The organism is Photobacterium aquae (assembly GCF_001029445.1).
Taxonomy (GTDB): domain Bacteria; phylum Pseudomonadota; class Gammaproteobacteria; order Enterobacterales; family Vibrionaceae; genus Photobacterium; species Photobacterium aquae.
Genome location: NZ_LDOT01000006.1, coordinates 108,432 through 130,689 on the forward strand (window position 1 = coordinate 108,432; position 22,258 = coordinate 130,689).

Below are 22,258 nucleotides of genomic sequence, written 5' to 3' on the forward strand. Positions count from 1 at the left end.
ATAAGCTCTGTAACTTAATGTCTCGGTGAGAAAATAACCAGAGGCCGAAGCCTCTGGTTAATGATCAACTTACGCGATGTCCATTGCTGGGAATAGCGGGTTGATGCTAGTGATTTCAGTCGGGCCGTGGAAGCCGGTTACCGCTGGAACAGGACCAGTGTACTTCTCGATTTCTACTAGGGCAGAAGCGGCAGAAGTCGCCTGAGCTAGCTTAGAAGAACCGATATCCTGAGTCAGTACGTTTGGATCGCCGTAAGTACATAGAGTACCTGGCTTACCGCCTTCAAGCGGGCTGTACCATGCACCTTCGTGGATACGACATACGCCAGACATGTAATCGTCAGTCACAACTGCACCTGCCAGAACCTGACCACGGTCGTTGAACACACGTACGATGTCACCAGACTTGATACCACGAGCCTTAGCATCTTGAGTGTTGATGTAAACAGGCTCACGATCCGCGACAGCGTAAGTTGCACGGTGCTCTGTTGAAGAACATAGCTGTGAGTGCAGACGGTTTTTAGGGTGCGTGCTCTGTAGGTTGATAGGGAACTTATCAGAGCGTGGACCACCGTGGCTACGTTCAGTCTTTTCGAACCACATTGGGTGGCCCTGACAGTCATCGTAACCCATGTCAGCGATAGTCTTACAGTAGATCTCGATCAGACCAGAAGCAGTACCTAGTGGCTCTAGATCCGGTTCCTTACGGAATGATTCGTGACGAACCCACTCAGTACCTTCAGGGAACTCGATGAAGCCTTCACCTTCCCAGAACTTCTTGAAGTTAGGCATACGAACGCCTAGGCCGCGGCCCTGTAGACGAGCACCGTTGTAGATCTCTTCGATGATTTCCATCTGAGTCTTGCCGCCTGTGAAGGCTTCTTCACGGCCGAAACGGCCACATAGCTCACGGAAGATTTCGAAGTCGTCTTTCGCTTCGTACATTGGCTCAACCACTTTAGGCATCGCGATGATACCAGCGTTAGAGTGGTTACCGTACTGCTCGATATCGTCACGCTCGTGCGTTGTAGTCGCAGGAAGAACGATATCAGAGAAGCGACAAGTCGCAGTCCACTGGTGGTCGATAGATACAACGGTTTCCAGTTTACGCCACACCTTGATCATCTTGTTGCGATCCTGGTGGTGGTGGAATGGGTTGTTACCGCTGAAGATAGCCATCTTCATTTCAGGGAACTTGATAGTCTGACCATTGTACTTGATGGTCTGGCCTGGGTTTTCGATACAGTCAACGAAACGCGCTACAGGGATAAAGGTTGAGTAACCTTTGAATGAACCTTTATGGATAGGTTCCATGCCTGTTACGCCGCTGAAGCCTGACATCAGTGGACCGTTAGACGTGATAGAGCCAGCGTCGTTGTAGTGCCAGCCAAAGCCGAAGCCACCGCCAGGTAGACCGATTTGACCAAGCATAGCTGCAACAACAACAAGCATCCACGCGTACTGCTCACCGTGTTGCATACGCTGTAGACACCAGCCACCGATGATCTGAGTACGGCCAGATGCCATTTGGCGAGCAAGGGCACGGATTTCGTCAGCTTTAACGCCACAGATCTTCTCTGCCCACTCTGGAGTCTTCTCAACACCATCAGTCTTACCTAGTAGGTAAGGCAGGAACTTGTCGAAGCCAGTCGTGTAGTCAGCGATGAATTCTTTGTTGTATAGGTTTTCAGTGTACAGCGTGTGCGCGATAGCTAGCATCAACGGTACGTCAGTTTGTGGGTTAACACGAACCTGCTCACCGCCAACAGCTTTCTGAGTGCTTGAAACAACTGGATCAACGTAGATAACTTTGATGTCGCCGTTCTTTACTTTCTCAGCTAGCTGATCGTAGTACGCGTATGGGCTGTGGTCAGGAACCAACCAACCTACCTGTAGGTTCTTGATTGGGTCAGAGCCCCACATCACGATAGTGTCAGCGTGCTCAAGAACTAGCGGCCATGAAGTCTGCTGCTCGTAAACTTCCATTGCGCCTGCAACGTAAGGAAGAACAACCTGTGCTGCACCTGTTGAGTAGTCACCCATCTTAGCAAGGGTAGTACCGTGTAGACCGATACCACGCTTCATCATGGTGCCTGCGTTGTGCAGTTTACCTACTGACTGCCAGCCAGTGTGGCCAGCGTACAGGGCGCTTGGGCCGTAAGAGTTCTGAACGCGCTCCATCTCGTAGTAGAAGAAGTCCAGAGCCTGAGACCATGGCACACGTACGAAACGGTTGTCGCCGCGCTGGCTAGTGTCTGACTTGTAGCCGTGCTTCAGCCAGTCTAGGCGAACCATTGGGTACTTAACGCGAGCTGGGTTGTATACAACTTCACGAACACCCTGGATCATAGTTGTTGGGTGCTTGTCTTTTTCGAACGGTACGGTTTCAACCCATACACCGTCTACAACTTTGGCGCGGAATGCACCCCAGTGAGAACCAGAAAGCACTTCACCAGTGAAGTTAGCTTTGGTTTCGGCCGCTGCCATTGCCTTGCGAGGCGCTAGCAGGCTTGTACCAACAACAGAAGCAGCACTTACTGCAACCATGCCAGACAGGAAACGACGGCGAGAAACGCCCTTATTGAAAACTTGAGTTGCCATGTAGCAATCCTTAATTTGAATTCTTTTTATGGGGTGGGGGAGTGATCCCCCACCTTTCAGGAATTAGTGATGGCCAGCGCCGCCTGTGTCGCTACCGTGGTTCTGAAGGTACTTCAACAGAGTACGTTCTTCAGTTTTGGTTAGACGGTAGTAAGCGCTCATTGCGTTTAGGCTTGAGATCCAACCGTTAGCTGTGAAGTGGCCGGGAGCAGGAGCTGCGTGACATGCGTTACATGTTGCACCGTACATGTCTTCGGCGTAGTTCCAGATAGGTTGGATGTTGTCTAGCATGTCGTCAGGAGTGATCCATGCTTCAACAGAAACGTGCTGCCATGCGATGTTAGTCGCGCTGTCAGTTTGTTCTTCTAGGACTTTCTCAGTTGCTTTAACGTCGCCACGGATAGTTGCCTTGAATACACGCTTGCCCATGTACTCAGTCATTACGCGACCTTTGCCGTTCTTCTCTAGCCAGCCGTCGATCTGAACTTTCAGCATGCCGTCTTTGCGCTCGATAACTTTAACTTGAGACGCAGGTAGTAGCTTACCTTCAGCCTTGCCTTTGGCATCAGCTGCCGCAAACAGGTCTTTTTCGCCTAGAGAGTAAAGTACGTCAGCCGTTGCACCTTGAGAAGTCGCAGTAGCTTGTAGCTCTTGGTAATCTTTCTGGAAGCCGCCAGCCATGTTTGGTAGCTCGTGAGCAATACCTTTGTGACATTCGATACAGTTCATGTCTTCAGCAGCAGCTTTGTTCATTTCGAATGCAGCTTTAGCAGACTGTTTGCTGTGATCCATCGCGTCGTAAGAGTGACAGCTCTTACAAGTCTTGGAGTTCTGGCTCTTCATACGGTTCCAAACCACTTGGGCAAGCTCTAGGCGGTGTTCCTCTAGCTTTTCAGGCGTATCAATCTTGCCTGTCACGAAGTGGTGGTATACGTCTTTCCATGCGCCTAGCTTGCGCATAACCGCACCTGGCAAATCTTTTGGCTGGTGACAGTCTACACACTCAGCACGCACACCTGATGCGTTTTTGAAGTGTACACTTTGCTTATATTCTTCATAGTTCTGTTGCATAGTGTGGCAAGAAGTACAGAACTCAGTTTGAGAGGCAAACTCAAAACTTTTATGAACAGTGAGAACACCTGCCAAGGTAATAACAACACCAACCAACACAAGCGCAAGGATTGGGTACTTGCTGCTTGGTTTAGTAAGCTTTTGCCAAAGTTTTTTCATAGTGGAAGATTCCAAGTAACGATGAATGCCGACCGTAAAGTACGGTGACGTATAAATTTTTATAGGTTAATCTTAATTCCACGATATGAATAAGGATAAGGGCGGCGGTGAACAGAATATTTATCTTTATGAAAGATTGTGAACAGCTGCTCGTTGTGCTAGCGTTTAATAGAACAGTAAATTAGACAAAAAGAGAAAATAATGAGTCATCACGTACTTGTTGTAGAAGATGAGATCGTAACGCGTACCAAACTGGTTGGGTATTTCGAAAACGAAGGTTACAAAGTCAGCCAGGCAGAAAGTGGTGCGCAGATGCGTGAGATCATGGCCACTGAAAAAATTGACTTGGTGATGTTGGATATTAACTTGCCGGGTGAAGATGGTTTGATGCTGACGCGCGAACTGCGTAGCCGTTCGGAAGTCGGGATTATTTTGGTTACCGGGCGTACAGATAGCATCGATCGTATTGTCGGCCTTGAGATGGGCGCGGATGATTATGTAACCAAACCTTTTGAGCTTCGTGAGTTGTTAGTTCGGGTGAAAAACCTGTTGTGGCGCATATCTTTAGTAGAAAAAGCCCGTGATGAAGCTGTGGTAGAAATGCAAGAAGACAGCATAATTCGTTTTGGTGATTGGCAGTTTGATATTAACAAACGCGCCCTGACTCACAACGGTGTGCCAGTGAAATTGACCAAGGCAGAGTATGAATTGCTGGTGGCGTTTTCATCGCATCCTAACGTAGTTTTGAGCCGAGAGCGTATTCTTAATATGCTTAGCCACCGTGTTGAAGCACCAAACGACCGAACAATTGACGTATTGATTCGCCGTATGCGTTCAAAAATGGAAATCGATCCGAAGAACCCACAGATTTTTGTTACGGTTCACGGCGAAGGTTATATGTTTGCCGGTGACTAATTTACCTGTAGACACAGAAATTACCTCAGTAACAATTTGAAACATTTAGGCCGAAATAGACGCTGTTTCGGCCTTTTTTATTACCACGAATCGAAACTTTTATTGATCTCAATCAACAGTTATTACGCAATATGAATAGCGAAATGGACAGGAAAACACGGATTTGGGCTGTTGATTTATGAAAATATTAAGACAAAAAAGTTTCACTTGTGAGTTTATTGGTAAAATTCATGCATTCCTGTATGTCAAAGTCGGCATTTGATTACGCTTAAAATGGAATAAATGTGTGAATTTGTTTGTTTGAATGCTCAAAAATTAAGCGAACGATATGCGCCGTTAAAATTAATTTTTGATGTATTTACAGTATTTACTTACCAGTAGCGCAAAAAACAAGCAGAAAAACAAAAGGCCAGTCTGATTATTCAGGCTGGCCTTTTTAGTCTTGTTACTGTTTGACTGCTGTTCGATTGAGGATGGACTCGGTCAGCTGACTGATTTTCGGGTAGCTAATGAGGCTCTGTCTTGCGATGGTTTCCTGCTCTTCGAGGACATGATTGAGGATATCTTCGGTCGTTAACGGATTGGCGAGTACAACCCTCAGAACAGTGGTTAGCTTACGTCCCCATTTTTCCGGCGTTAGGCGGGTACGTGAGACGAAGGACTTTCCTGACTCCCGTTGCCGCTTCTGGATAAATTTGGTGAGGTCGTTTAGATCATCAAGCAGGATATCTCGCTCGGTATTGGTGGCGAATTGCAATGCATACTGGGTACGCGCAGGTACATAGCGGTAGGTGAGCAAGCATAGCTCAGGTTCAGTAACCAGCTCGAAATCTGGATGCGCGTTAATTCTGCCGGCAAAGTAACGGGCCTTTTCTATGCTGTTGTTGATGAGCATTTCGTACCCAGGTCGGCTGATGATGTTAAGGCTCGCATAAAGTAGCATTGCCATACCGCTTCGAGAACCTTCGAGGGTATGACTACCTAAGTCTTTTGATCCTTTACGTAGAATATATTCGGCATGGTGCTCAATGGCTGTCATCAAAGTTGGATCTTTGAAGATGACCATACCTGCGCCCATCGGGATATAGAGCTGTTTATGGGCATCAATGGTTACCGAGTCTGCCCGTTCAGCTCCTGCCAGCAGTGGGCGGTATTTATTTGACATTAACGTTGCGCCCCCCCATGCGGCATCCACATGGAAATGGCAGCCATACTCTTGTGCCAGATCGGCCAATTCATTGAGCGGGTCTATGCTGCCTGTTTCGGTAGTGCCGGCGACACCAACAATCGCAAATACCTTGATATTCTGCTGTTTGAGCGTCTCCAATTTTTCCCGCATAGCAGCAACTTTCACTCGGTTGTTGCCATCGGTTTCTATTGGGACTAGGCAATTTCGTCCGATACCCAGTACATCGGCCGCTTTTTTCAATGAATAGTGACCACGTTCTGAAACCAAAACTGCCAGATCATCATAGCCATAGTGCTTAATGGCTTTGAACAGGCCTTCTTGAGCGACACCTTTGAAATCACCCTGTGGCTTTAGCGCATTGTTGCGGGCTACCCAGAGTGCGGTGATATTGGCGATCGTGCCGCCTGAACAAAAAGCGCCTAAGGAATGGTTCGCACTGTGCATCCATTGCTGATAGAAGCTTTCTGGCTGATGATAAATCAGGTTGTGGAGCATCCCCAGCACTTGGCGCTCCAGCGGCGTGAATGCTTTGGATGTTTCGATTTTTACTAGATTCTGATTAAGCGCAATCATGATCTTTGACAGCGGCATCAGGAAATAGGGGAGGGCCGAGGTCATGTGTCCGATAAATGTCGGGGCAGATGTATTGACAGATTGCGCAACTAATTTATTGAGCAAGAAATGAGTATGCTCTGAGACAAAGCTCGGTGCTTCGGGAATATCGGCTGATTGAAAGTCTTTTTCGATTTCAACCAACGGTTTTTCTCGTGCGGCAATGTGAGTTTGGAGAAACACATTGAGGTTTTCGGAAATCTCTTTTTCAATCTGTCCAAGGGTAGATTCAGGTGCTTCCGGCACAGTGAAAATGCGATGCAGTGACTCTTGCGTAGCATCGGCTTTTTTATTATCCATTACAGCCATAACTATTGATATCTTGTAACATAAAACGGCAAATTGATGCTAATTTAATCCAATTTGCCGTCGGTGTCGAAAATTTTTAAAAGCGGTAGTTAATACCCACAGTTAACAACAGGTTTTCTTCGTCATAAAAGGCGATGTTGCTGTTGCTTTGATTATAGCCTGCCAGTGAAATGATCCCCCAGTCTTCCCAGCCGAAGGGAGCACTATACTCATAGGCTAGGAATATGCCCCAGCGGTCATCCTTTTGGGTTTCGCTGAATACGGGGTTGAGGGCATCGTACACGACCCTGTCGTAGCTCAGTGTCAGGGCAAAGCTGGATTGGTTGAAGCGCTGGATCCATGAAACTTCCGCTCCGAGGCCATCGTTGGCCATGGCATCGCCATCGGCATCCATTTGAGTGTAACTCAATGCATAGCGTAGCATTTGAGCGCGTGATAAGGGGTGAAGGTAGTTCACTTCCCCATAGTAAATATCCGAATCCCGGCGTAATACTGATTGTTGCTCGGCGGGAAGTATCGCGCTGCCGGATCGTTCGTTCTCAAGCGAAAATTTTCCGGTTGCAAGTTCAATGGAGAAAGGCGTTCCCATGATGCTGTCATATTGGAAGCGCGCCCCTTTGATATCACTGCCAGTCTCTTGGCGGTTTTGTCCGGTTATATAGGGATCTTGCCAGGTATCTTGCTCCATGATCCCCGGTATGTAGCTGAGGGTGATTTGGCTTCTGTCCTTAAAGCGCTGCTTGTAGCCTAGTTCGATATGGAAACGACCCAACGCAAGATCTGAGCGGCTGGTACCAAAGTAGAGCTGCTGTTTGCCGCTGGCAAAGGTGTAATTGACCGTACCTAACGGCGCTATGAGTATATTATCTTGCCTGTCGCCCTGTTGGTTGAGTGTGTCGGTTGATTCGTTGTCAGTATTAAATTGACTACGGCTACTGGTGTAACCCGTCAGCAATGAGAGATCCGCACCGAAACCGGGATCCCATGCTAGATTGGGGTTGGCATAGCTATGGCTGGCCATCAATAACGTGGCCAGTAGGGAAATGCGTGAAATCCGTCTCATGTAAACCCTCTTTAATCTGTGAACCCCTTTGGCAATGTCTTCCATTGTCGGTAGTTGGGGTACTTATTGGCAGCTAATGTCTGAAATCGCTGTAATTGCTGCATTGTATTGGGTCAGTGGGCCCTCGATATCTTTTGGATTGGTGAGTAGTCCGGCAAAGGTGCTGCGGAGATCGTAGTTTTTTGGATGTGGTTTATCCTGACGATCGTCAAACGCAATTTTGGCAGTTTTACCCAGCGCCGTATCTTGTGCTGACAGTTTTTTGATATCTTGCTGGGTGAGTTGTAACCATGATTCTACGGATTGGTTTAGCGCCAGTTTGTCCTTGTCATTTTCCAAATACCAATCAACCGCTTGGCGATTAAATTCAAAATGGTGTTTGCGTCCTTCTAGAAACCAATTCCCCACTTCTTTGAGGGATGGGTCGTGTTTGATCGCAAGGTCGACCAAGTTTTGGTACCACACTAATGAGGCATCGACATATTGATGGTATTTATTACTTTCGCATTGAGTCGTCGTTGCCGTTGCCATTGAGGGGATGAGGGCTGCTGAAAGAAAAATAGCAGTTAACTTCATAGCCATTCCTTGATTATTGATATTTCTGGGTCTTTGCCATTATCAGTGTTGGATTTTCTCGCATTGATGAGTGGCTCGTGCATGACACGATTGTAACTATATGTAGCTCAATGGAAAAGAATTCTTTGTTGGTATGTGTTGCTGTTAACATTATGCGTGTTTAATAAAACAAGGTAGAGGGCCGGCCCTCTACCTTGTTTTTCTTTTAATTAGAACTAAGACGCAGTCGTCATGTGACCATTTATGTGAACTAGGTTTCTTTTGCTTTTCTCATCGCAACCGAGATGCAGTAGGCGGCTCCCCCCCAAGTGATCCCTAAACCAAACAGCATCATAATAATGGCACCTAGAGTCATAGTTTTGCCTCCTGCTGTGGTTGTGTTTTTGACATCAAGTTGATGATGACAGATGTCATCAGCATCACGCCGACCAATCCCCATCCAAGTAAGAGTAATTCTGCTTGGGTATAGCCGCCATACCCATTGTTGAAGGTATTGATAAAATTCGTGAAGAGGATGATGGCGAGCAATGCTGGGCTCAAGAAACGCACGCATACCTCGAACCATCTACCGATACTGAATTCCGAGATGCTGTTAACGTAATGGCGTATATCCGATATTTTTAATAGCCATGCAACGATCACAAGCTCGATAAGGCAGCTTGAAAGTAACGCGATATTGTTAATGAAGTAATCGACCAAATCGAGGAGCAACAGCCCGCCGTTGGTGGCAAATGCCATCGAAATAACAAAGCCGCTGCCACACACAACAGAAGCAGCTTTCTTACGAGTCCAATGGAGTTTGTCTATTAGCGCAGAGGTCACAGCTTCGAGAATTGAAATGTGCGAACTCAATCCAGCGACTACCAATGCCAAAAAGAATAATGGCCCAAAAATGAAAGGCAGAGGTAAGAGGTTGATGGCGGCGGGTATGGTGACAAAGGCGAGGCCAACGCCTGCGGAGACAACCTCGGTTATAGGTTTGGCTTGCTCTTGAGCCATATACCCCAATACCCCAAAGATCAGTAATCCTGCGGTGATGGAAAAGCCGCAGTTAATTAATACCGTCATAAAAGCATTGTTATTGATGTCTGACTTTTCGGGTAAGTAGCTTGAATAGGCAATCATGATGGCAAAACCGACGCTGAGGGTGAAAAAGATTTGTCCGTAGGCTGCTGACCATACTTTTGCGTCCATGATTTTGCTGAAATCAGGTTGGAATAAATAGGTGAGCCCATCGAGGGCACCTGGTAGGAAGATGATCCGCCCGATGAGAGCCAATACCATGATAAACAGCAACGGCATCATAATTTTGCTTGCTCGCTCGATGCCCGCTTTTACGCCAGAGAATATCGCGGCAAAACTGATAGCCCAGGCAATGATCATCGGAATAGCAATATGTAATTGCAGCCCCCCTAATTGACTTGGTGAATTTTCACCAAGCTTTAGGTATTCAGTGAAGAAAAAGGCATTCGTATCGTCCCCCCAACTTTGGCTAAATGAAAAACCAAGATAAGAAATAGCCCATCCAATGATCGCCACATAGTAGATCGCAATGATGGCGGCGATAGACACTTGAAACCAGCCTAGCCACTCAAATTTTCCGCCTAGTTGCGCGAAGGCGCGTGGCGCGGCGCCACGCAGTTTGTGACCAAGGCTGAACTCCATGATCATGAAAGGGATACCGGCGGTTAGCATGGCAAAAAGGTAAGGAATAAAAAAGGCGCCACCACCATTTTCGTAGGCCATATAGGGGAAGCGCCATATATTCCCCAAGCCAATGGCAGAGCCAACGGCGGCAAGAATAAAGCCAGCCCGAGAGCCCCATTGTTCACGTTTCATACATTTCTCCTTATGTACGGCGAATGTTAATAAAACGTAGGATTAATTAGGGAAAACTTCCATTTCCAATCAGTGAGGTGGCATTGTTGTAGAGTTATAAACTATGTCTAATCGTGAGGGTAACGAGATGATCTGTAGGTTATTGTATTTTTATCTGAGTACTCACATGCGTGCTCAATAGGCAAAGAAAGGCCATTGATAATGGCCTTTCTTTAGGGGCTATCAGCATATTTTAGAATGAGTATGTGATGCCGAGATTGGTTTGAATTTGATTCATCCACTCGGAATCAATTCTTATATTGCAGTCTTGTTCACCGGTAGGGAGAGTACAGCGGGTAGTTGTATCGCTATCAACTAAACTGGCCAGCCAGCGACCTTCGAGATTGACGGCCAGATTCTGAGTAAGGTGGAATTCGATACCGCCAAATAGGCCTGCTGAAAAGAGGAGATCGTCGGTACTCCAGTCAGCATCAATAATCGTTGCACCAAGGCTGGCACCAAAGTAGGTGGTTGCTTTGTTGAAGGTTTCCCAATAAAGGGCGCTTTGTAAGTGAGCATAGGTTAAAGAGCCGCTGCCAGTGATATTGGCAAAGTCAGTAGGCTGGTGGCTGAGGTATAAGCCGGTGCGACCGTTGTACAGATCTGTCATTAATCCAAGCGCATAGTGAACGTCATCTTCTGCTTCGACGTTGATGCCATTTACATCGGATAGGCCGTTAGTGAAACTGTATCCGATATAGGGCGTGATATAGACGTTGTTGTTAGCGGCTGCCACGCTGGGCAATAACAGGGTAGTTGCAAGTAACAATAAATGCTTTTTCATCTGCTTAATCCGAACGTTAACTGGTTAAATTTATTGTGACAGATTTCCGATAATACTGCTTTTTTGATTGTTGAAATCTTGAACTAAACCGAAAATGCCGTTAATAATTTGTTAAGCCATGACAAATAGTGAGGATGTTATGATGGATTATGATCTGAAACTGGCCGTTGTTGTTGTAACTGTAACCATGACTGTTCTTTTGACCTTTGGTCTGATCTCTATTACTGTCTAATTTATCAGTAAAATTTGTCGAGTGGGCATTCCGTTATTGTTCAACTTATTGCGATATATTTGTTTTTTCGCTGTGTCGGAACTGTTGTATGACGAATCATTTGCCCTTCAGTCTAAAAGACTTGGATTTACAAGTTGTAAACAACTTCTCGTTGCAACTTAAGCAAGCACATAGAAGTAAAATAGCGTTGGTTGTCCAGGGGGGCGGCCAGCGGGGGATTTTTACAGCTGGCGTCTTTGATGCATTTCTGGAGGCCGGCTTTGACCCATTTGAGCTTTATATTGGCACCTCTGCCGGGGCTCTGAATCTGTCGTCTTATATTAGCCGCCAATCGAAATTCGGCTATAACTTTATCGTCGACTATACGACTGAAAATGCTTTTTTTAACCTCTATAAGTACCTGAGTCAGCAAAAAAGCATGGATTTAGACTGGGCTCTTGGTCAGGTTGCCGAGCAAGGAATAATGCCTTTGGATGTAGAGAGGGCTAGGGGGGTGTTAGAGCACCGTACCGCCTTAGCTTGTGTTACCCGCAAAGATACGCTGCAAGATATCTATATGCCGATGTATCAGGACAATTGGTGTGATGTATTGCGTGCCTCCTGTGCCATACCTGTGATCTATAATTTGCCGGTTTGTCTCGAGGATCTTGAATGGGTGGATGGTGGTGTTAGTGCTGCTGTACCTGTCAAAGAAGCATGGCGTCGCGGGGCAGATCTCGTAGTGGTGGTCAGAACAGAGCCGCTAGAATACAAGGCGGAAGAAAGGCGTTTCGACTGGCGTGCAAAAGTGGAAGCCAAACTACCGGATTACATCGAAAGGCTGAGTCTGAATGAGTCATTGGACAAGGTTAAGTCGTTTCATGCTGAGTTAACGGCCAAATATGAACAATGGAAATATAGCCGAGGTGATGGTGATGAGGTTGATCCGTCGGCAAATGACGCAGAGCCCAAAGATTCGATGCTGTGGGAAGGCCAGCGCAAAATGCTAAATATCGAGCGTTTTGTGAAAACGGTTGGCAAGGGGCAGCGTAGCGATGTACTGGCTATGCTCAATACTTATTATTCGACTTACCGTGAAGCGCATGACTTTATGTATTCTCCGCCACCTGGCTTGAAAGTGATTCAGATCGCGCCTGAAAAAAGTTTGTGTAGTTGGGCACTCTTGAGTGACAAGGATGATCTTGAGGTAGATTACCGAGAGGGCAAGGTCGTAGGTCGGCATTTTGTCGAGCATTTTGCCGATATACTTAACGACACAACGAGTTTGGGCAATCGCAATTAGCGGCTGTCATTTATAAAAAAAGGAACCCAAGCGGGTTCCTTTTTTATCTGTATCGGTAATCCGTTGACAGGATTAGGCAAGTACAGTTTGTAGCCAAGGCCAGCCTTGCTTTTTACGGCTTAGCGTGTCTTTCATCATTAGCATGCCGTCTTCAGCGTGCTGATCCAGCGTTGCATTCCACTCGCCTTTGTAAAGTAGGCGTGTTGTGCTGGTGGTGATGTCAGTTAGCATTAGTGCTGCCATTGCTAGGCCTTCTTCGTCACAACGACGCTGAAGATCGGCTTCAAGCTCTTCGATCATGCTGTCAACTTGCTCAAGAGTCGCTAGCTCGATTTGACCAACAACAACGTCACGGTTGTTGAATGGGTAAGCTTTAAGGTCTTTTTCTACTAGCTGAGCGGCAGATAGACCTTCGATGTCAGTTTTTGCGATAAGAAGTGCTTTGATGAATGCATCCAAATCCTGAACATCAGCGATTTTAGCAAGCTCTTCAACTGCGTCTTTGTCTTTCTGAGTACAAGTTGGAGAGGCAAAACCAACTGTGTCGCTTAGGATTGCAGACATCATAAGGATCGCTAGTGGGCGAGTGATCTCTGTGTTTTCCATCTTGAACAGGTTGAACATGATGGTACAAGTACAGCCGACAGGCCAGATCCATGCTTCAAGCGGGTTAACGGTTGTTACATCACCTAGACGGTGGTGGTCAACGATACCCATGATCTCTGCCTGTGCGATGTCGTCAGGACCCTGAGCTAGGTCAGAGTAGTCAACAAGCCAAATTTTCTCGCCAGCTACGCCAGTGCACATTTCTGGCTGCTCAACGCCAGCTTGCTCTAGGATGTGCTGTGTTTCACGGTTCAGTTCGCCTTGACGTACTGCTTTAGCTTCTAGGCCGCGAGCTTTTAGAAGCTCAGCACCAACGAGTGCTGAACAGATGCTATCACTATCAGGGTTTTTGTGACCAACTACTTGAATCATGTTGTTTCCTTTACTACGTCTGGCAGATAACTCTGCAAAACTAATAACTTATTCGAAATTTATCCGAATGGACAATTGAACTAACCGGACAATTTTAGAGTTTTTGGCAGAAATAACAAATGAACTTATTGAAAATTAGTTCGGTTGTCTATTTAGCCAGCATCATGCCACGGATGTTACGGGCTCGATAGGCGAGGCCGTTTGTGGGTGCTCCGCATTCTTCATGTACTCAAGCAATGCATTGAATGGCATTGGTTGGGCAAAGTAGTATCCCTGAATGAGGTAGACGCCGCGATTTTTTAAATACTCAACTTGTTGAGCATTTTCAACACCCTCTGCAATGATTTTGAGCCCTGCATGTTGAGCAAAGAGGATAATCGATTCAAGGATTTTGGTTTTGATATCCTCGGTGCCGATTGTGTCGATGAACATTTTGTCGATTTTCAAACAACCAATTGGCAAACTCTGGAGATAACTGAAGCCGCCATATCCTGTCCCTGCATCGTCCAGCTTGATGGTGATACCATGTTCGCAGAGTAAGCCAAGGCTTTGTTTGGCAAGTTCCATATTGTTAAACGGTGTTCGCTCGGTAACTTCAAACGAAAGGCGTTTAGCATCAAGCTGATGAGTATGCAGTAGGTCGATCACCCACTGGCTGAACGCTGGGTTTTCAAGCTGGGTAGGCATAGCATTGATACTGACGATGCCACCGATTGCTCGTCCCTTGTTTGATGAAAGCTGACAGAAAACCTGTCTGATCAATGATTCGGTGATCTCAAAAATCTGCCCCGTATGCTCGGCAGTGGGGACAAAGTGATCCGGAGACAGAAGATCGCCATTTTCCAGTTTCCAGCGTACCAATACTTCACACCCGACCATTTTATTGAGCTGGGTATTGATAATAGGTTGATAGTAAGGCGTAAATTGATTGCGTTTTAAGCCTTTTTGAATCATATCGCGAAGATTACCTGCTTCGTTATTGCGAAAACGTAGGACGAGGCAGAAGGTCAGCAATAGAGACAGTAGCAACAGTTGAATGATAATAATGTCATTGCCGACAAGTTTGGCTATACCGTTTTCAGTCGCAAAGATCTTGATTTTATAGATAGGACTGAATCTTTTGGCCGCGATAAATTGATAAGTGTTGGCACTGTCTTTGGGATAAATAGGAAGACTATGTTCACCTGATGTGAGGTACATAGCTAGGCATCCGCTACAGGTTTCGCTGTCGGTAAACACGTTTTGGAAGGGTTCTGTGATAACGGTTACCAGCCCGCGAGGGAGGGCATAGCTAATCTTCAGTCTATGGTTGTCATAGGGCTCGATGCTAAAGAGCGTGTCACCAAGCTGACCATTGATTTTTGTATTGGTGTCAGCTTCTTGCTCGATAGGTGCATAATTTTTGATTAGCCGAACCCCGTGACCATATATAGAACAATGGTTGGAAAGGTTAGTTATTTCAATTAGCTGGATCGCTGAGGATTTTTCTACGGTCTTGCGAAGTAATGAAATATCGTTGTCATCACAGGAGTAGGCCAGCTTTTCGGATAAGTCCTGTACTTCGTTGTCGATGTGGATAAACCGACTTTGGTAAAATTGATACAGGTTATCTAAACGGCTAGAGACATCAGCCTTAAACAGTGTTGTATTAAGAAAATTGGTTGATTGGTTTATCAGCGAAAAGCCAATGACAAACACAAGGCCCGGCCATCGCCATCTGTGCCAAAGTGTGGACTTCATGATGTCTATAACTACTGGGATTAAAAACCGCCATTTGAACATAAATCCATTTAATATGATAGCTAAATAGGGCGTGTAATAGACAGGTATATTCCTTATGGGTATGTTGCAGGCGTTGTATTGAGTGTATTTTACACAATTGTTTTAAATTGATTTTGATAGCGTCTCAATTCGCTGGGGGAAATGGCAATGGTATGGGTGGTTATGCCAATAGTATTAAGCTATTGGTTGCAAGCGGCGCATTTTCTGCGAATAGGAAATGGTGTCGGTTTTTGGTGTAGTTTTTTGTTTCCATTGCTACTTGTGATAAAAGCCCGTTGGGTGCCTAAAGTGGTGATGCTTGGATTGGTAGTTATCTCGGTTAATTGGGTCTTTGTCACTTATCAAATATTAGTGGAAAGATTGATGCAGGGAGGAGACTGGCTACGTATGTTATTGATTATGGGCTTTGTTATTTGCTTTACTTTGATGTCTATGGCGATGTTTTATACGAATGCTCTGACAAGGCGTTATTGCGGTATGAAGTGAAACAGTAAGGTGAGTAGTGGGGAGAGAGCATCATGTAGTGAATATCCGTACAAATCTTAGTGTTGATTTGTTATGTTATAACATTATAAGTTAGAGGCAGGCTATTTGCGCCGTAATGCCTTTGTGCTGTTTTAGTGTCATAATTTTAGATATCATCAGTGGTATTGTCTCTCACTGTCCGGGCTGCCCGGGTGTAGAAATATATTAGGAACAACATGGTAACTGTAAGGGCACGAGTGCCATTTAAAGTCGGCCAGAAAAGTCATATTCCGGCTGATCTGCTTTCATTCAATGGGTTGGAATCGGGCAAAGAGCATGTAGCTCTGATTTTCAATCAGGCAGACAAACAAGGTCAGCCACCTCTGGTTCGTATGCATTCTGAGTGCTTAACTGGGGATGTGTTTCATTCATCACGCTGTGACTGTGGTGAGCAACTTGATGAGACGATTGTAAAAATGGGCGAGGAAGGCGGGGTATTGCTGTACTTGCGTCAGGAAGGCCGTGGTATTGGTTTATATAATAAAATCGATGCCTACGAATTACAAAGTCAGGGTATGAACACCTATGAAGCCAATAATCATCTAGGTTTTGGTGATGATCTGCGTGAGTTCACTGAAGCCGCAATGATGCTTCAGGCATTGGGACTGAAGAAGATCCGTCTGATTACCAATAATCCAAAGAAAATTCAGGATCTCGAAGCACTAGGCATTGAGATTGAGGAAGTTGTTGGTACTAAGGCTTATGTGAAAGACGGTAACGAATACTATCTGAAAACAAAAGCAAGTCACGGTAAGCATCGCTTCCATTTCGATTGATATTCATCACTCGTATACCTTCAAAACCCCGCAAATGCGGGGTTTTTTGTTATGCGGCGTCACAGGTCCGATACATTGAAGTCACTTGTAAATCTTGTTTCTTAGTGTGATCTAAATCTTCTTTCAGTTTTCGATCATATTTATTTGTCATTATCTTTTCTAATGAATCTCATAATAAACAATCGTGTGAATCAATGCGTTATTTTATTGCCAGAAAATACGTTCAGGATTAGTATCTGCGCATCTTGGTAGATTATGATTCCGTGAAAATGTAAAAACAAAGCAATTGCTTTTATATTGAAAGAAAAACACAGAGTTATATTCTGATTGGTGGTGGTTTTTTCCACTGTTTTCCGTCGTTAACGATATTTTATTCTGTAATAAGGATTTTGGTTGTGAAACAGCAATCGTCTTCCGCTAGCATGGCGAAATTGTTATTCCTATTGATTATTTTGGTCGCTGTTGGTCAGATGACACAGACTATGTATGTGCCTTCTATCCCAGCCATGTCAGAATTTTTCTCTGTTAAGTCTGCTTACCTGCAGGCTGTAATGGCGGCATATTTGATCCCTTACGGCTTGTCGCAGTTCATTTATGGCCCGCTCTCAGATCGCATTGGCCGCCGTCCGGTGATTTTACTGGGTATGGGGATTTTCCTGTTGGGCATCGTGAGTGCATTGTTTGCCCCAAGCTTCGAGTGGTTTTTGGCTGCCAGCTTTGTCCAGGGTATGGGAACCGGTTGTAGTGGGGCTATGTGCCGTACCGTTACCCGAGATTGTTATGAAGGTGAAGACCTGCACCGCGCGAACAGTTTAGTGAGCATGGGCATTATCTTTTCGCCTCTGATCGCGCCAGTGCTGGGTGGTTACTTGTCATCAGCGTTCACATGGCAGGCAAGCTACATGTTTTTGTTCGCTTTTGGTGCTGCTGTGACATTGGCTATGATGGTGTATTTTGCAGAGACATTGCCAGTTGAAAAACGTCGCCATGAACGCGTATTGGTAAGCTACCGCTATGTTTTGGGCAATCGTCGTTTTCAAGGCTATGTTTTGTGCCTGATTGCTACCTTTGCCGGTATTGCCGCTTTTGAAGCTGCTGCGGGCGTATTATTGGGGAGCGTACTGAAGCTTGATCCTAAAACAGTCAGCTTGCTCTTTATTCTGCCGCTGCCGGGGTATCTGGCCGGTTCATGGCTTTCTGCCGTGCTTGCCAAGAAATTGGGTAATGCGAAGGTGATGATGATCGGTATGCTTGCGATTACCTTGGGAGCTGTGATTATTTTGATTCCGGGTATGGCTGGTCTGGTTACTGTTAGTTCGCTGATTGGTGGTGCATTTGTTTATTTTGCCGGAGCGGGTGTATTGTTCCCTGCGGCAACAACCGCTGCCATCCAGCCATTTCCTCATCATGCTGGGACTGCCGGGGCGATTCTTGGCGGCCTGCAGAACCTAGGTGCTGGCTTGGCAACTCTGGCGGCATCCATGATGCGAGCAGAGGATCAATATAGCCTAGGAGCTGTGATGTCAGTAATGGCGATTCTTGTTGTGTTCAGCCTTATTTGGGTGCGCCGCAACGAGAATCAAGACAGCCACGTATTGGTGTAGTGCTGATTTGTCCCCCCCCAAAAAAAACGGAGCATTTGCTCCGTTTTTTTTAACTGTTCGACGCTATCGAGTTGCGGTGATTAATCGCGCTTCCATAGGATGTGGCAGAATTTATTATCTGGGTCGCGGCTTACCAGAAGTCGGGCAAACACATCGTCCAATTCGTCGTTCTCTTCGTTGACCAGACCAACGCGTACTTCTGCATAGACTTCTTTATCAACGTCAAAACCGACATGCTCGGCCCAATCGTCTTTTGTTTCGACAAGCTCAGCAGCACCGCGCTCATCAAACTGAAGGGTAAAGAGCAATACGTCTGCAGAGTCTAGGTTATCGGCGGCCATTTCCAGGAAAATGTCGTAGGCGGCATCAATAACGTCGTCGTAAGAAATGAGGTTTGGTGTTTCCATGAGCTACATCTGTCTCTAGTTGAGTGAGCAGACAGTATAGCGAGACAGGTACGGAATAGAAATAGTTTGCTGGAATGACGCACAAAAGCGCTGGGGAAGGGGCGTTACGAAGAAGATACTAGCCTGACTCCAGAGTATATCGGGTGTCAGGCTAGTGGGAGATCAGCGATTAAGCACGGCCAGTGTATTTACGCTCAGCAGTGTTGATCACAATCTTGTCTTCTTGAGAGATGTACTCAGGAACTTGTACTACTAGACCAGTTACAAGGCGAGCTGGCTTAGTACGAGCTGATGCTGATGCACCTTTGATTGACGGATCTGTTTCAACGATGTCAAGCTCAACAGTTGAAGGTAGCTCTAGGCCTGCTGCTTTATCGTTAACAAGGATCACCATTAGACCTTGAGTTGCTTCAGTGATGAAAAGCATTTCATCTGCAATGTCAGAAGCATTGAAGGTGTACTGGTCGAAGTTTTCGTTATCCATGAAGATGATTGTGTCGCCGTCAGCATAAGAGTATGCAACAGGGCGTTTAGTCATATCTACAGTTTCAACTACGTCATCAGACTTCAGACGCTCGTCAACGCGTGCACCTGTAGTTAGGTCAGTACAACGCATCTTGTAGATTTTTGCGCCGCCACGGCCACCTGGAGTGGTTACTTCAATATCTTTAACCAGAAGAGTTTTGCCTTCTGAAAGGATAACAAAACCTTTTTTAATTTCACTAGCTTTTGGCATGGGTTATATCTTACTGTTTGGAAAAACCGGAAATTACCACGGTTATGCGCTAACACCAACATTTTCGTGCTGGTTTCTCGTTATAGCCGTAGTTTGCATTGAATAAATTTTAAATTTGGCGATAAATCGGCTAAAAGGCATCGGCTTAGCGTAATAGTAGCCTTGGCTATACGGTATGCCCAGAGCGTCAATTTGTTCGGCCTGCTCTTTCAATTCTACGCCCTCGGCGATGAGTTTGCATTTGAGGGTGCGTCCCATGTCGGCCATGTTGCTCAATATCGACTGGGTGACAGAGTCGGTTGCTGAGCCGGCAACGAAAGAACGGTCGATCTTGATAATATCAAAGCTCAGTTCACGTAGAGTAGAGAGCCCCGCATAGCCCGTTCCGAAATCATCTAGAGCCCATGTCACGCCAACGTCACGAAGCCGCTGCATGGCCTGCTTGAGCTCATTGATATCGCTGTTGGCAAAACTGTCTCGCTCGGAAAACTCCAAGACGAAATTGTGCCTTAAACTCTGATGCTGTTGGATAAGTGCAATAAGCGGCTCGACGAATGCCTTATTGGCGATCATGCTAGCGGTGACGTTAACAGAGATATAAAAGGGCTTCTTCATCGTCATCACGGCTAATTTTTCGTTGGCCGCATTCTCGATCATCTTTAGGGTGAGGGCACAAATTTGCCCTGTCTCCTCGGCTTGGGGAATAAATGCCATAGGGAGAACCAAGCCATGACGAGGGTGATGCCAGCGAACGAGCAGTTCAGCGCCGATCCATTCGCCCGTTTTGTTTTCTATGATGGGTTGATAGTAGTTAACGAATTCATTGTGCTCTATGCCGCGTTGCAGATCGGATCGTTGAGATTTTTGCTCATTAGCAAAGCGGCGAGTCAGCCAAGTGCAGAAACAAGCACTGCCCAATATGAAAACTAAGCCAATATATAAATAGCTTTTGATTTGGCACCATAACATATATGGAGAATATCCAACATGTACCACAATAGGGTAGTGTTCCGATGTGGTGCGCATATCAAAAATAGGGTTACGGTGTGGAGCGCTGAAATTCTGACATAATGGATTAACTTGCTTGCCATAACCAATACAAGCAAAAACATGACGAGTTGTTGCTATACTGGCAAGCCAATAATTTACAAAGCCGGAATTAAGCAGTACGCGATACCAACCACTTGATCCTTGCAACATGAAAAATAGGTTCACGTTACCTGTTCTTGAATTAATATCACGGTAGAAATAATAACGTGAGTCTAATGCTGATATATTTACAGAAATATCAGTGTGAGTACTGGTAAGTATATGTGAATCACGGTCACTACACTTTAAGGTATTGTTTTGAATGTAGCTTATTTCTTCTACTGAACCGGAATCAAAAGTCAGCTGCATAAGCTCCTCCCTCGCGAGCATGCTGCAAGGTGGGTATTGCTGATCAATTTGAATCAATCTTTCTTCAAGTTGTCCGAAATTGCTATTGATACGATCTAGCATTGCCTGAGAGACATAGGTGACTTGCCGCTGGGATAACTTGTTTACCGAAACAACAAATATCATTGATGCTAATAAAAAAGCGGATACAAAAACAGTAATCTCAAGTTTTTTCATTCTAGTTATAGCCAGAAGGATTAACCAGTGAATGATATACTAATCTTTACGAATAGAAAATTAATTAAGGAAAATATATTTATACCAATATTGCCCCATTAATACTGGCTGTTTATTCTGTTCATTGCGGAGTTGTTGGTTGTTTTCTAGTATTTTATGTTGAGTTAAATATGACCGAAATAATGCTTGGTGAGGAATACCTTTAAACGCAGGCTATGGTTACGACACCCCACTCAGTCGTTTGGCACAAGTGCGCACAAATCACTCTGGAACGAGCATCTTGCACTAAGCGAAGGCGGCTAAAGAGTGGTATATTGTACCACCACTTTTTTCGCGTTTCAGTGAACAGAGTAGTGGAAGATTGGTAAGGAAGTTTTCAGTGTCACGTGTTCTCCCCGAATTTGATAAACATTTTTCTATTCAGCCACAATTTCGCCCTCTATTGATCGAGGTCGTTAAGCAAATTCAGTCTTTTTTAGGTAAAAAAGCATACAGTATCTATCTTGCTGGTAGTGTTGCACGAGGCTCTGCTGTTGTTGGGCGATCGGATGTTAATTTGACGGTGGTGACCGCTGCACCTTTGACGGCTGCAGAGCGCGCTTTGGTCTTGAATGTTGCCCTCCGTGCGAAGCAGATTCATCCCATATCCCGTAATATTGAACTCACCTTGGTTGAATTGGCGGAGGTGCTTGATATCGCTAATGTGTTCCGTTGGGGATTTTGGTTCAAGCATTGCAGCCATCGTATCGCAGGGGATGATCTTGCGTCACGTTTTGGTTGTTTCGAGGCGAGTTGGGAAATTGCCAAGCAACTAAATGCGGATTTGCCTCATTGTCTGTCGAGTTACCGCCGTAAGATTATGGCGACGAAAGTCGTGGCAGATTATCTCGATTACTGCGATTTTATTGCTCGCAAGATGCTGTGGGCTGCTTTTGGCTTGGTTTTTCACCGGAAGCGACAATTGGCGCTCTCATTGGAAGATGCCTCGTCAGTATTTCTTGAATACTACCCGGATAAGAGCACGGAAATCGAACGACTGTTTGTGCTGATATCTCGAACCCAAGTACCAAAAAAAGCCTCGCTCTATATGCTAGATAGCTTTGGTAGTTGGTTAGTCGCAGAGTTTGATAAAATTAATAGAAAGATAGGGTAATGATATTGCTCA

Annotated in this window: 19 protein-coding genes; 6 read left to right on the top strand and 13 right to left on the bottom strand. The window is 45.6% G+C overall.

Annotated features, from left to right (window positions below):
- Positions 1 to 69 precede the first annotated feature (69 nt).
- Complete coding sequence (torA, locus tag ABT56_RS06025; protein WP_047877963.1) at positions 70 to 2,601, bottom strand: trimethylamine-N-oxide reductase TorA; 2,532 nt, start codon at positions 2,599 to 2,601, stop codon at positions 70 to 72.
- Positions 2,602 to 2,664: 63 nt separating this feature from the next.
- Positions 2,665 to 3,831 carry a pentaheme c-type cytochrome TorC gene (torC, locus tag ABT56_RS06030; RefSeq protein WP_047877964.1) on the bottom strand — a complete coding sequence of 389 codons (1,167 nt, stop codon included), beginning with the start codon at positions 3,829 to 3,831 and terminating at the stop codon, positions 2,665 to 2,667.
- A 201-nt stretch (positions 3,832 to 4,032) separates the two neighbouring features.
- On the opposite strand from torC, the gene torR reads away from it, so the two are divergent.
- On the top strand, positions 4,033 to 4,746 hold the full coding sequence (torR, locus tag ABT56_RS06035) for a two-component system response regulator TorR (RefSeq protein ID WP_047877965.1): 714 nt from the start codon (positions 4,033 to 4,035) through the stop codon (positions 4,744 to 4,746).
- Positions 4,747 to 5,191: 445 nt separating this feature from the next.
- Here torR and panP read toward each other — a convergent pair whose 3' ends face one another.
- The 6 genes from panP to ABT56_RS06060 all read right to left on the bottom strand — a co-directional run bounded on the left by panP (position 5,192) and on the right by ABT56_RS06060 (position 11,157).
- Positions 5,192 to 6,856, bottom strand: a complete 1,665-nt coding sequence (gene panP, locus ABT56_RS06040) for a pyridoxal-dependent aspartate 1-decarboxylase PanP (RefSeq protein ID WP_047877966.1) — start codon at positions 6,854 to 6,856, stop codon at positions 5,192 to 5,194.
- Between the two features lie 76 nt (positions 6,857 to 6,932).
- The gene (locus tag ABT56_RS06045; RefSeq protein ID WP_047877967.1) at positions 6,933 to 7,919 is read right to left on the bottom strand and encodes a DUF2860 domain-containing protein; all 987 of its coding nucleotides are present in this window, start codon (positions 7,917 to 7,919) and stop codon (positions 6,933 to 6,935) included.
- Positions 7,920 to 7,982: 63 nt separating this feature from the next.
- Positions 7,983 to 8,495, bottom strand: coding sequence for a hypothetical protein (locus ABT56_RS06050; RefSeq protein ID WP_047877968.1), 513 nt, complete (start codon positions 8,493 to 8,495; stop codon positions 7,983 to 7,985).
- Positions 8,496 to 8,745: 250 nt separating this feature from the next.
- Positions 8,746 to 8,850, bottom strand: a complete 105-nt coding sequence (locus ABT56_RS23860) for a MetS family NSS transporter small subunit (protein WP_157037785.1) — start codon at positions 8,848 to 8,850, stop codon at positions 8,746 to 8,748.
- Positions 8,847 to 10,334, bottom strand: coding sequence for a sodium-dependent transporter (locus ABT56_RS06055; protein WP_047877969.1), 1,488 nt, complete (start codon positions 10,332 to 10,334; stop codon positions 8,847 to 8,849). Before ABT56_RS06055 ends, ABT56_RS23860 begins: the two co-directional genes overlap by 4 nt.
- A 232-nt stretch (positions 10,335 to 10,566) precedes the next feature.
- The gene (locus ABT56_RS06060; protein WP_240478258.1) at positions 10,567 to 11,157 is read right to left on the bottom strand and encodes a hypothetical protein; all 591 of its coding nucleotides are present in this window, start codon (positions 11,155 to 11,157) and stop codon (positions 10,567 to 10,569) included.
- A 320-nt stretch (positions 11,158 to 11,477) separates the two neighbouring features.
- Between ABT56_RS06060 and ABT56_RS06065 the strand changes: the two genes are divergently transcribed.
- Complete coding sequence (locus ABT56_RS06065) at positions 11,478 to 12,671, top strand: patatin-like phospholipase family protein (RefSeq protein WP_047877970.1); 1,194 nt, start codon at positions 11,478 to 11,480, stop codon at positions 12,669 to 12,671.
- 72 nt (positions 12,672 to 12,743) lie between these two features.
- Here the strand turns inward: ABT56_RS06065 and ABT56_RS06070 are convergent, their stop codons facing one another.
- Positions 12,744 to 13,649, bottom strand: coding sequence for a manganese-dependent inorganic pyrophosphatase (locus tag ABT56_RS06070; RefSeq protein WP_047877971.1), 906 nt, complete (start codon positions 13,647 to 13,649; stop codon positions 12,744 to 12,746).
- 162 nt (positions 13,650 to 13,811) lie between these two features.
- Positions 13,812 to 15,389, bottom strand: coding sequence for an EAL domain-containing protein (locus ABT56_RS06075; protein ID WP_047877972.1), 1,578 nt, complete (start codon positions 15,387 to 15,389; stop codon positions 13,812 to 13,814).
- Between the two features lie 189 nt (positions 15,390 to 15,578).
- Between ABT56_RS06075 and ABT56_RS06080 the strand changes: the two genes are divergently transcribed.
- The 3 genes from ABT56_RS06080 (at position 15,579) to emrD (ending at position 18,336) form a co-directional block, all read left to right on the top strand.
- Positions 15,579 to 15,917 (top strand): hypothetical protein, encoded by a 339-nt coding sequence (locus tag ABT56_RS06080; RefSeq protein ID WP_053062389.1) that lies wholly within the window; start codon positions 15,579 to 15,581, stop codon positions 15,915 to 15,917.
- Between the two features lie 215 nt (positions 15,918 to 16,132).
- On the top strand, positions 16,133 to 16,732 hold the full coding sequence (locus ABT56_RS06085; RefSeq protein ID WP_047877974.1) for a GTP cyclohydrolase II: 600 nt from the start codon (positions 16,133 to 16,135) through the stop codon (positions 16,730 to 16,732).
- Positions 16,733 to 17,154: 422 nt separating this feature from the next.
- Entirely contained in the window at positions 17,155 to 18,336 is a 1,182-nt protein-coding gene (gene emrD / locus ABT56_RS06090; RefSeq protein ID WP_205626054.1) for a multidrug efflux MFS transporter EmrD, read from the top strand.
- Positions 18,337 to 18,416: 80 nt separating this feature from the next.
- On the opposite strand, the gene ABT56_RS06095 is transcribed toward emrD, so the two are convergent.
- From ABT56_RS06095 to ABT56_RS06105, 3 genes are all read right to left on the bottom strand, one after another.
- Entirely contained in the window at positions 18,417 to 18,743 is a 327-nt protein-coding gene (locus ABT56_RS06095; protein ID WP_047877976.1) for an HI1450 family dsDNA-mimic protein, read from the bottom strand.
- Between the two features lie 169 nt (positions 18,744 to 18,912).
- Entirely contained in the window at positions 18,913 to 19,479 is a 567-nt protein-coding gene (efpL, locus tag ABT56_RS06100) for an elongation factor P-like protein EfpL (RefSeq protein WP_047877977.1), read from the bottom strand.
- 42 nt (positions 19,480 to 19,521) lie between these two features.
- Positions 19,522 to 21,093 (bottom strand): EAL domain-containing protein, encoded by a 1,572-nt coding sequence (locus ABT56_RS06105; protein ID WP_047877978.1) that lies wholly within the window; start codon positions 21,091 to 21,093, stop codon positions 19,522 to 19,524.
- A gap of 379 nt (positions 21,094 to 21,472) precedes the next feature.
- Here ABT56_RS06105 and ABT56_RS06110 point away from each other — a divergent pair, with 379 nt between their 5' ends.
- Positions 21,473 to 22,246 carry a nucleotidyltransferase family protein gene (locus ABT56_RS06110; protein ID WP_053062390.1) on the top strand — a complete coding sequence of 258 codons (774 nt, stop codon included), beginning with the start codon at positions 21,473 to 21,475 and terminating at the stop codon, positions 22,244 to 22,246.
- Positions 22,247 to 22,258: the final 12 nt, after the last annotated feature.

Coding starts and splice junctions, on each gene's coding strand:
- torA (WP_047877963.1), bottom strand. CDS start 2,601: ATGGCAACTCAAGTTTTCAATAAGGGCGTTTCTCGCCGTCGTTTCCTG.
- torC (WP_047877964.1), bottom strand. CDS start 3,831: ATGAAAAAACTTTGGCAAAAGCTTACTAAACCAAGCAGCAAGTACCCA.
- torR (WP_047877965.1), top strand. CDS start 4,033: ATGAGTCATCACGTACTTGTTGTAGAAGATGAGATCGTAACGCGTACC.
- panP (WP_047877966.1), bottom strand. CDS start 6,856: ATGGCTGTAATGGATAATAAAAAAGCCGATGCTACGCAAGAGTCACTG.
- ABT56_RS06045 (WP_047877967.1), bottom strand. CDS start 7,919: ATGAGACGGATTTCACGCATTTCCCTACTGGCCACGTTATTGATGGCC.
- ABT56_RS06050 (WP_047877968.1), bottom strand. CDS start 8,495: ATGAAGTTAACTGCTATTTTTCTTTCAGCAGCCCTCATCCCCTCAATG.
- ABT56_RS23860 (WP_157037785.1), bottom strand. CDS start 8,850: ATGACTCTAGGTGCCATTATTATGATGCTGTTTGGTTTAGGGATCACT.
- ABT56_RS06055 (WP_047877969.1), bottom strand. CDS start 10,334: ATGAAACGTGAACAATGGGGCTCTCGGGCTGGCTTTATTCTTGCCGCC.
- ABT56_RS06060 (WP_240478258.1), bottom strand. CDS start 11,157: ATGAAAAAGCATTTATTGTTACTTGCAACTACCCTGTTATTGCCCAGC.
- ABT56_RS06065 (WP_047877970.1), top strand. CDS start 11,478: ATGACGAATCATTTGCCCTTCAGTCTAAAAGACTTGGATTTACAAGTT.
- ABT56_RS06070 (WP_047877971.1), bottom strand. CDS start 13,649: ATGATTCAAGTAGTTGGTCACAAAAACCCTGATAGTGATAGCATCTGT.
- ABT56_RS06075 (WP_047877972.1), bottom strand. CDS start 15,389: ATGAAGTCCACACTTTGGCACAGATGGCGATGGCCGGGCCTTGTGTTT.
- ABT56_RS06080 (WP_053062389.1), top strand. CDS start 15,579: ATGGTATGGGTGGTTATGCCAATAGTATTAAGCTATTGGTTGCAAGCG.
- ABT56_RS06085 (WP_047877974.1), top strand. CDS start 16,133: ATGGTAACTGTAAGGGCACGAGTGCCATTTAAAGTCGGCCAGAAAAGT.
- emrD (WP_205626054.1), top strand. CDS start 17,155: ATGGCGAAATTGTTATTCCTATTGATTATTTTGGTCGCTGTTGGTCAG.
- ABT56_RS06095 (WP_047877976.1), bottom strand. CDS start 18,743: ATGGAAACACCAAACCTCATTTCTTACGACGACGTTATTGATGCCGCC.
- efpL (WP_047877977.1), bottom strand. CDS start 19,479: ATGCCAAAAGCTAGTGAAATTAAAAAAGGTTTTGTTATCCTTTCAGAA.
- ABT56_RS06105 (WP_047877978.1), bottom strand. CDS start 21,093: ATGAAAAAACTTGAGATTACTGTTTTTGTATCCGCTTTTTTATTAGCA.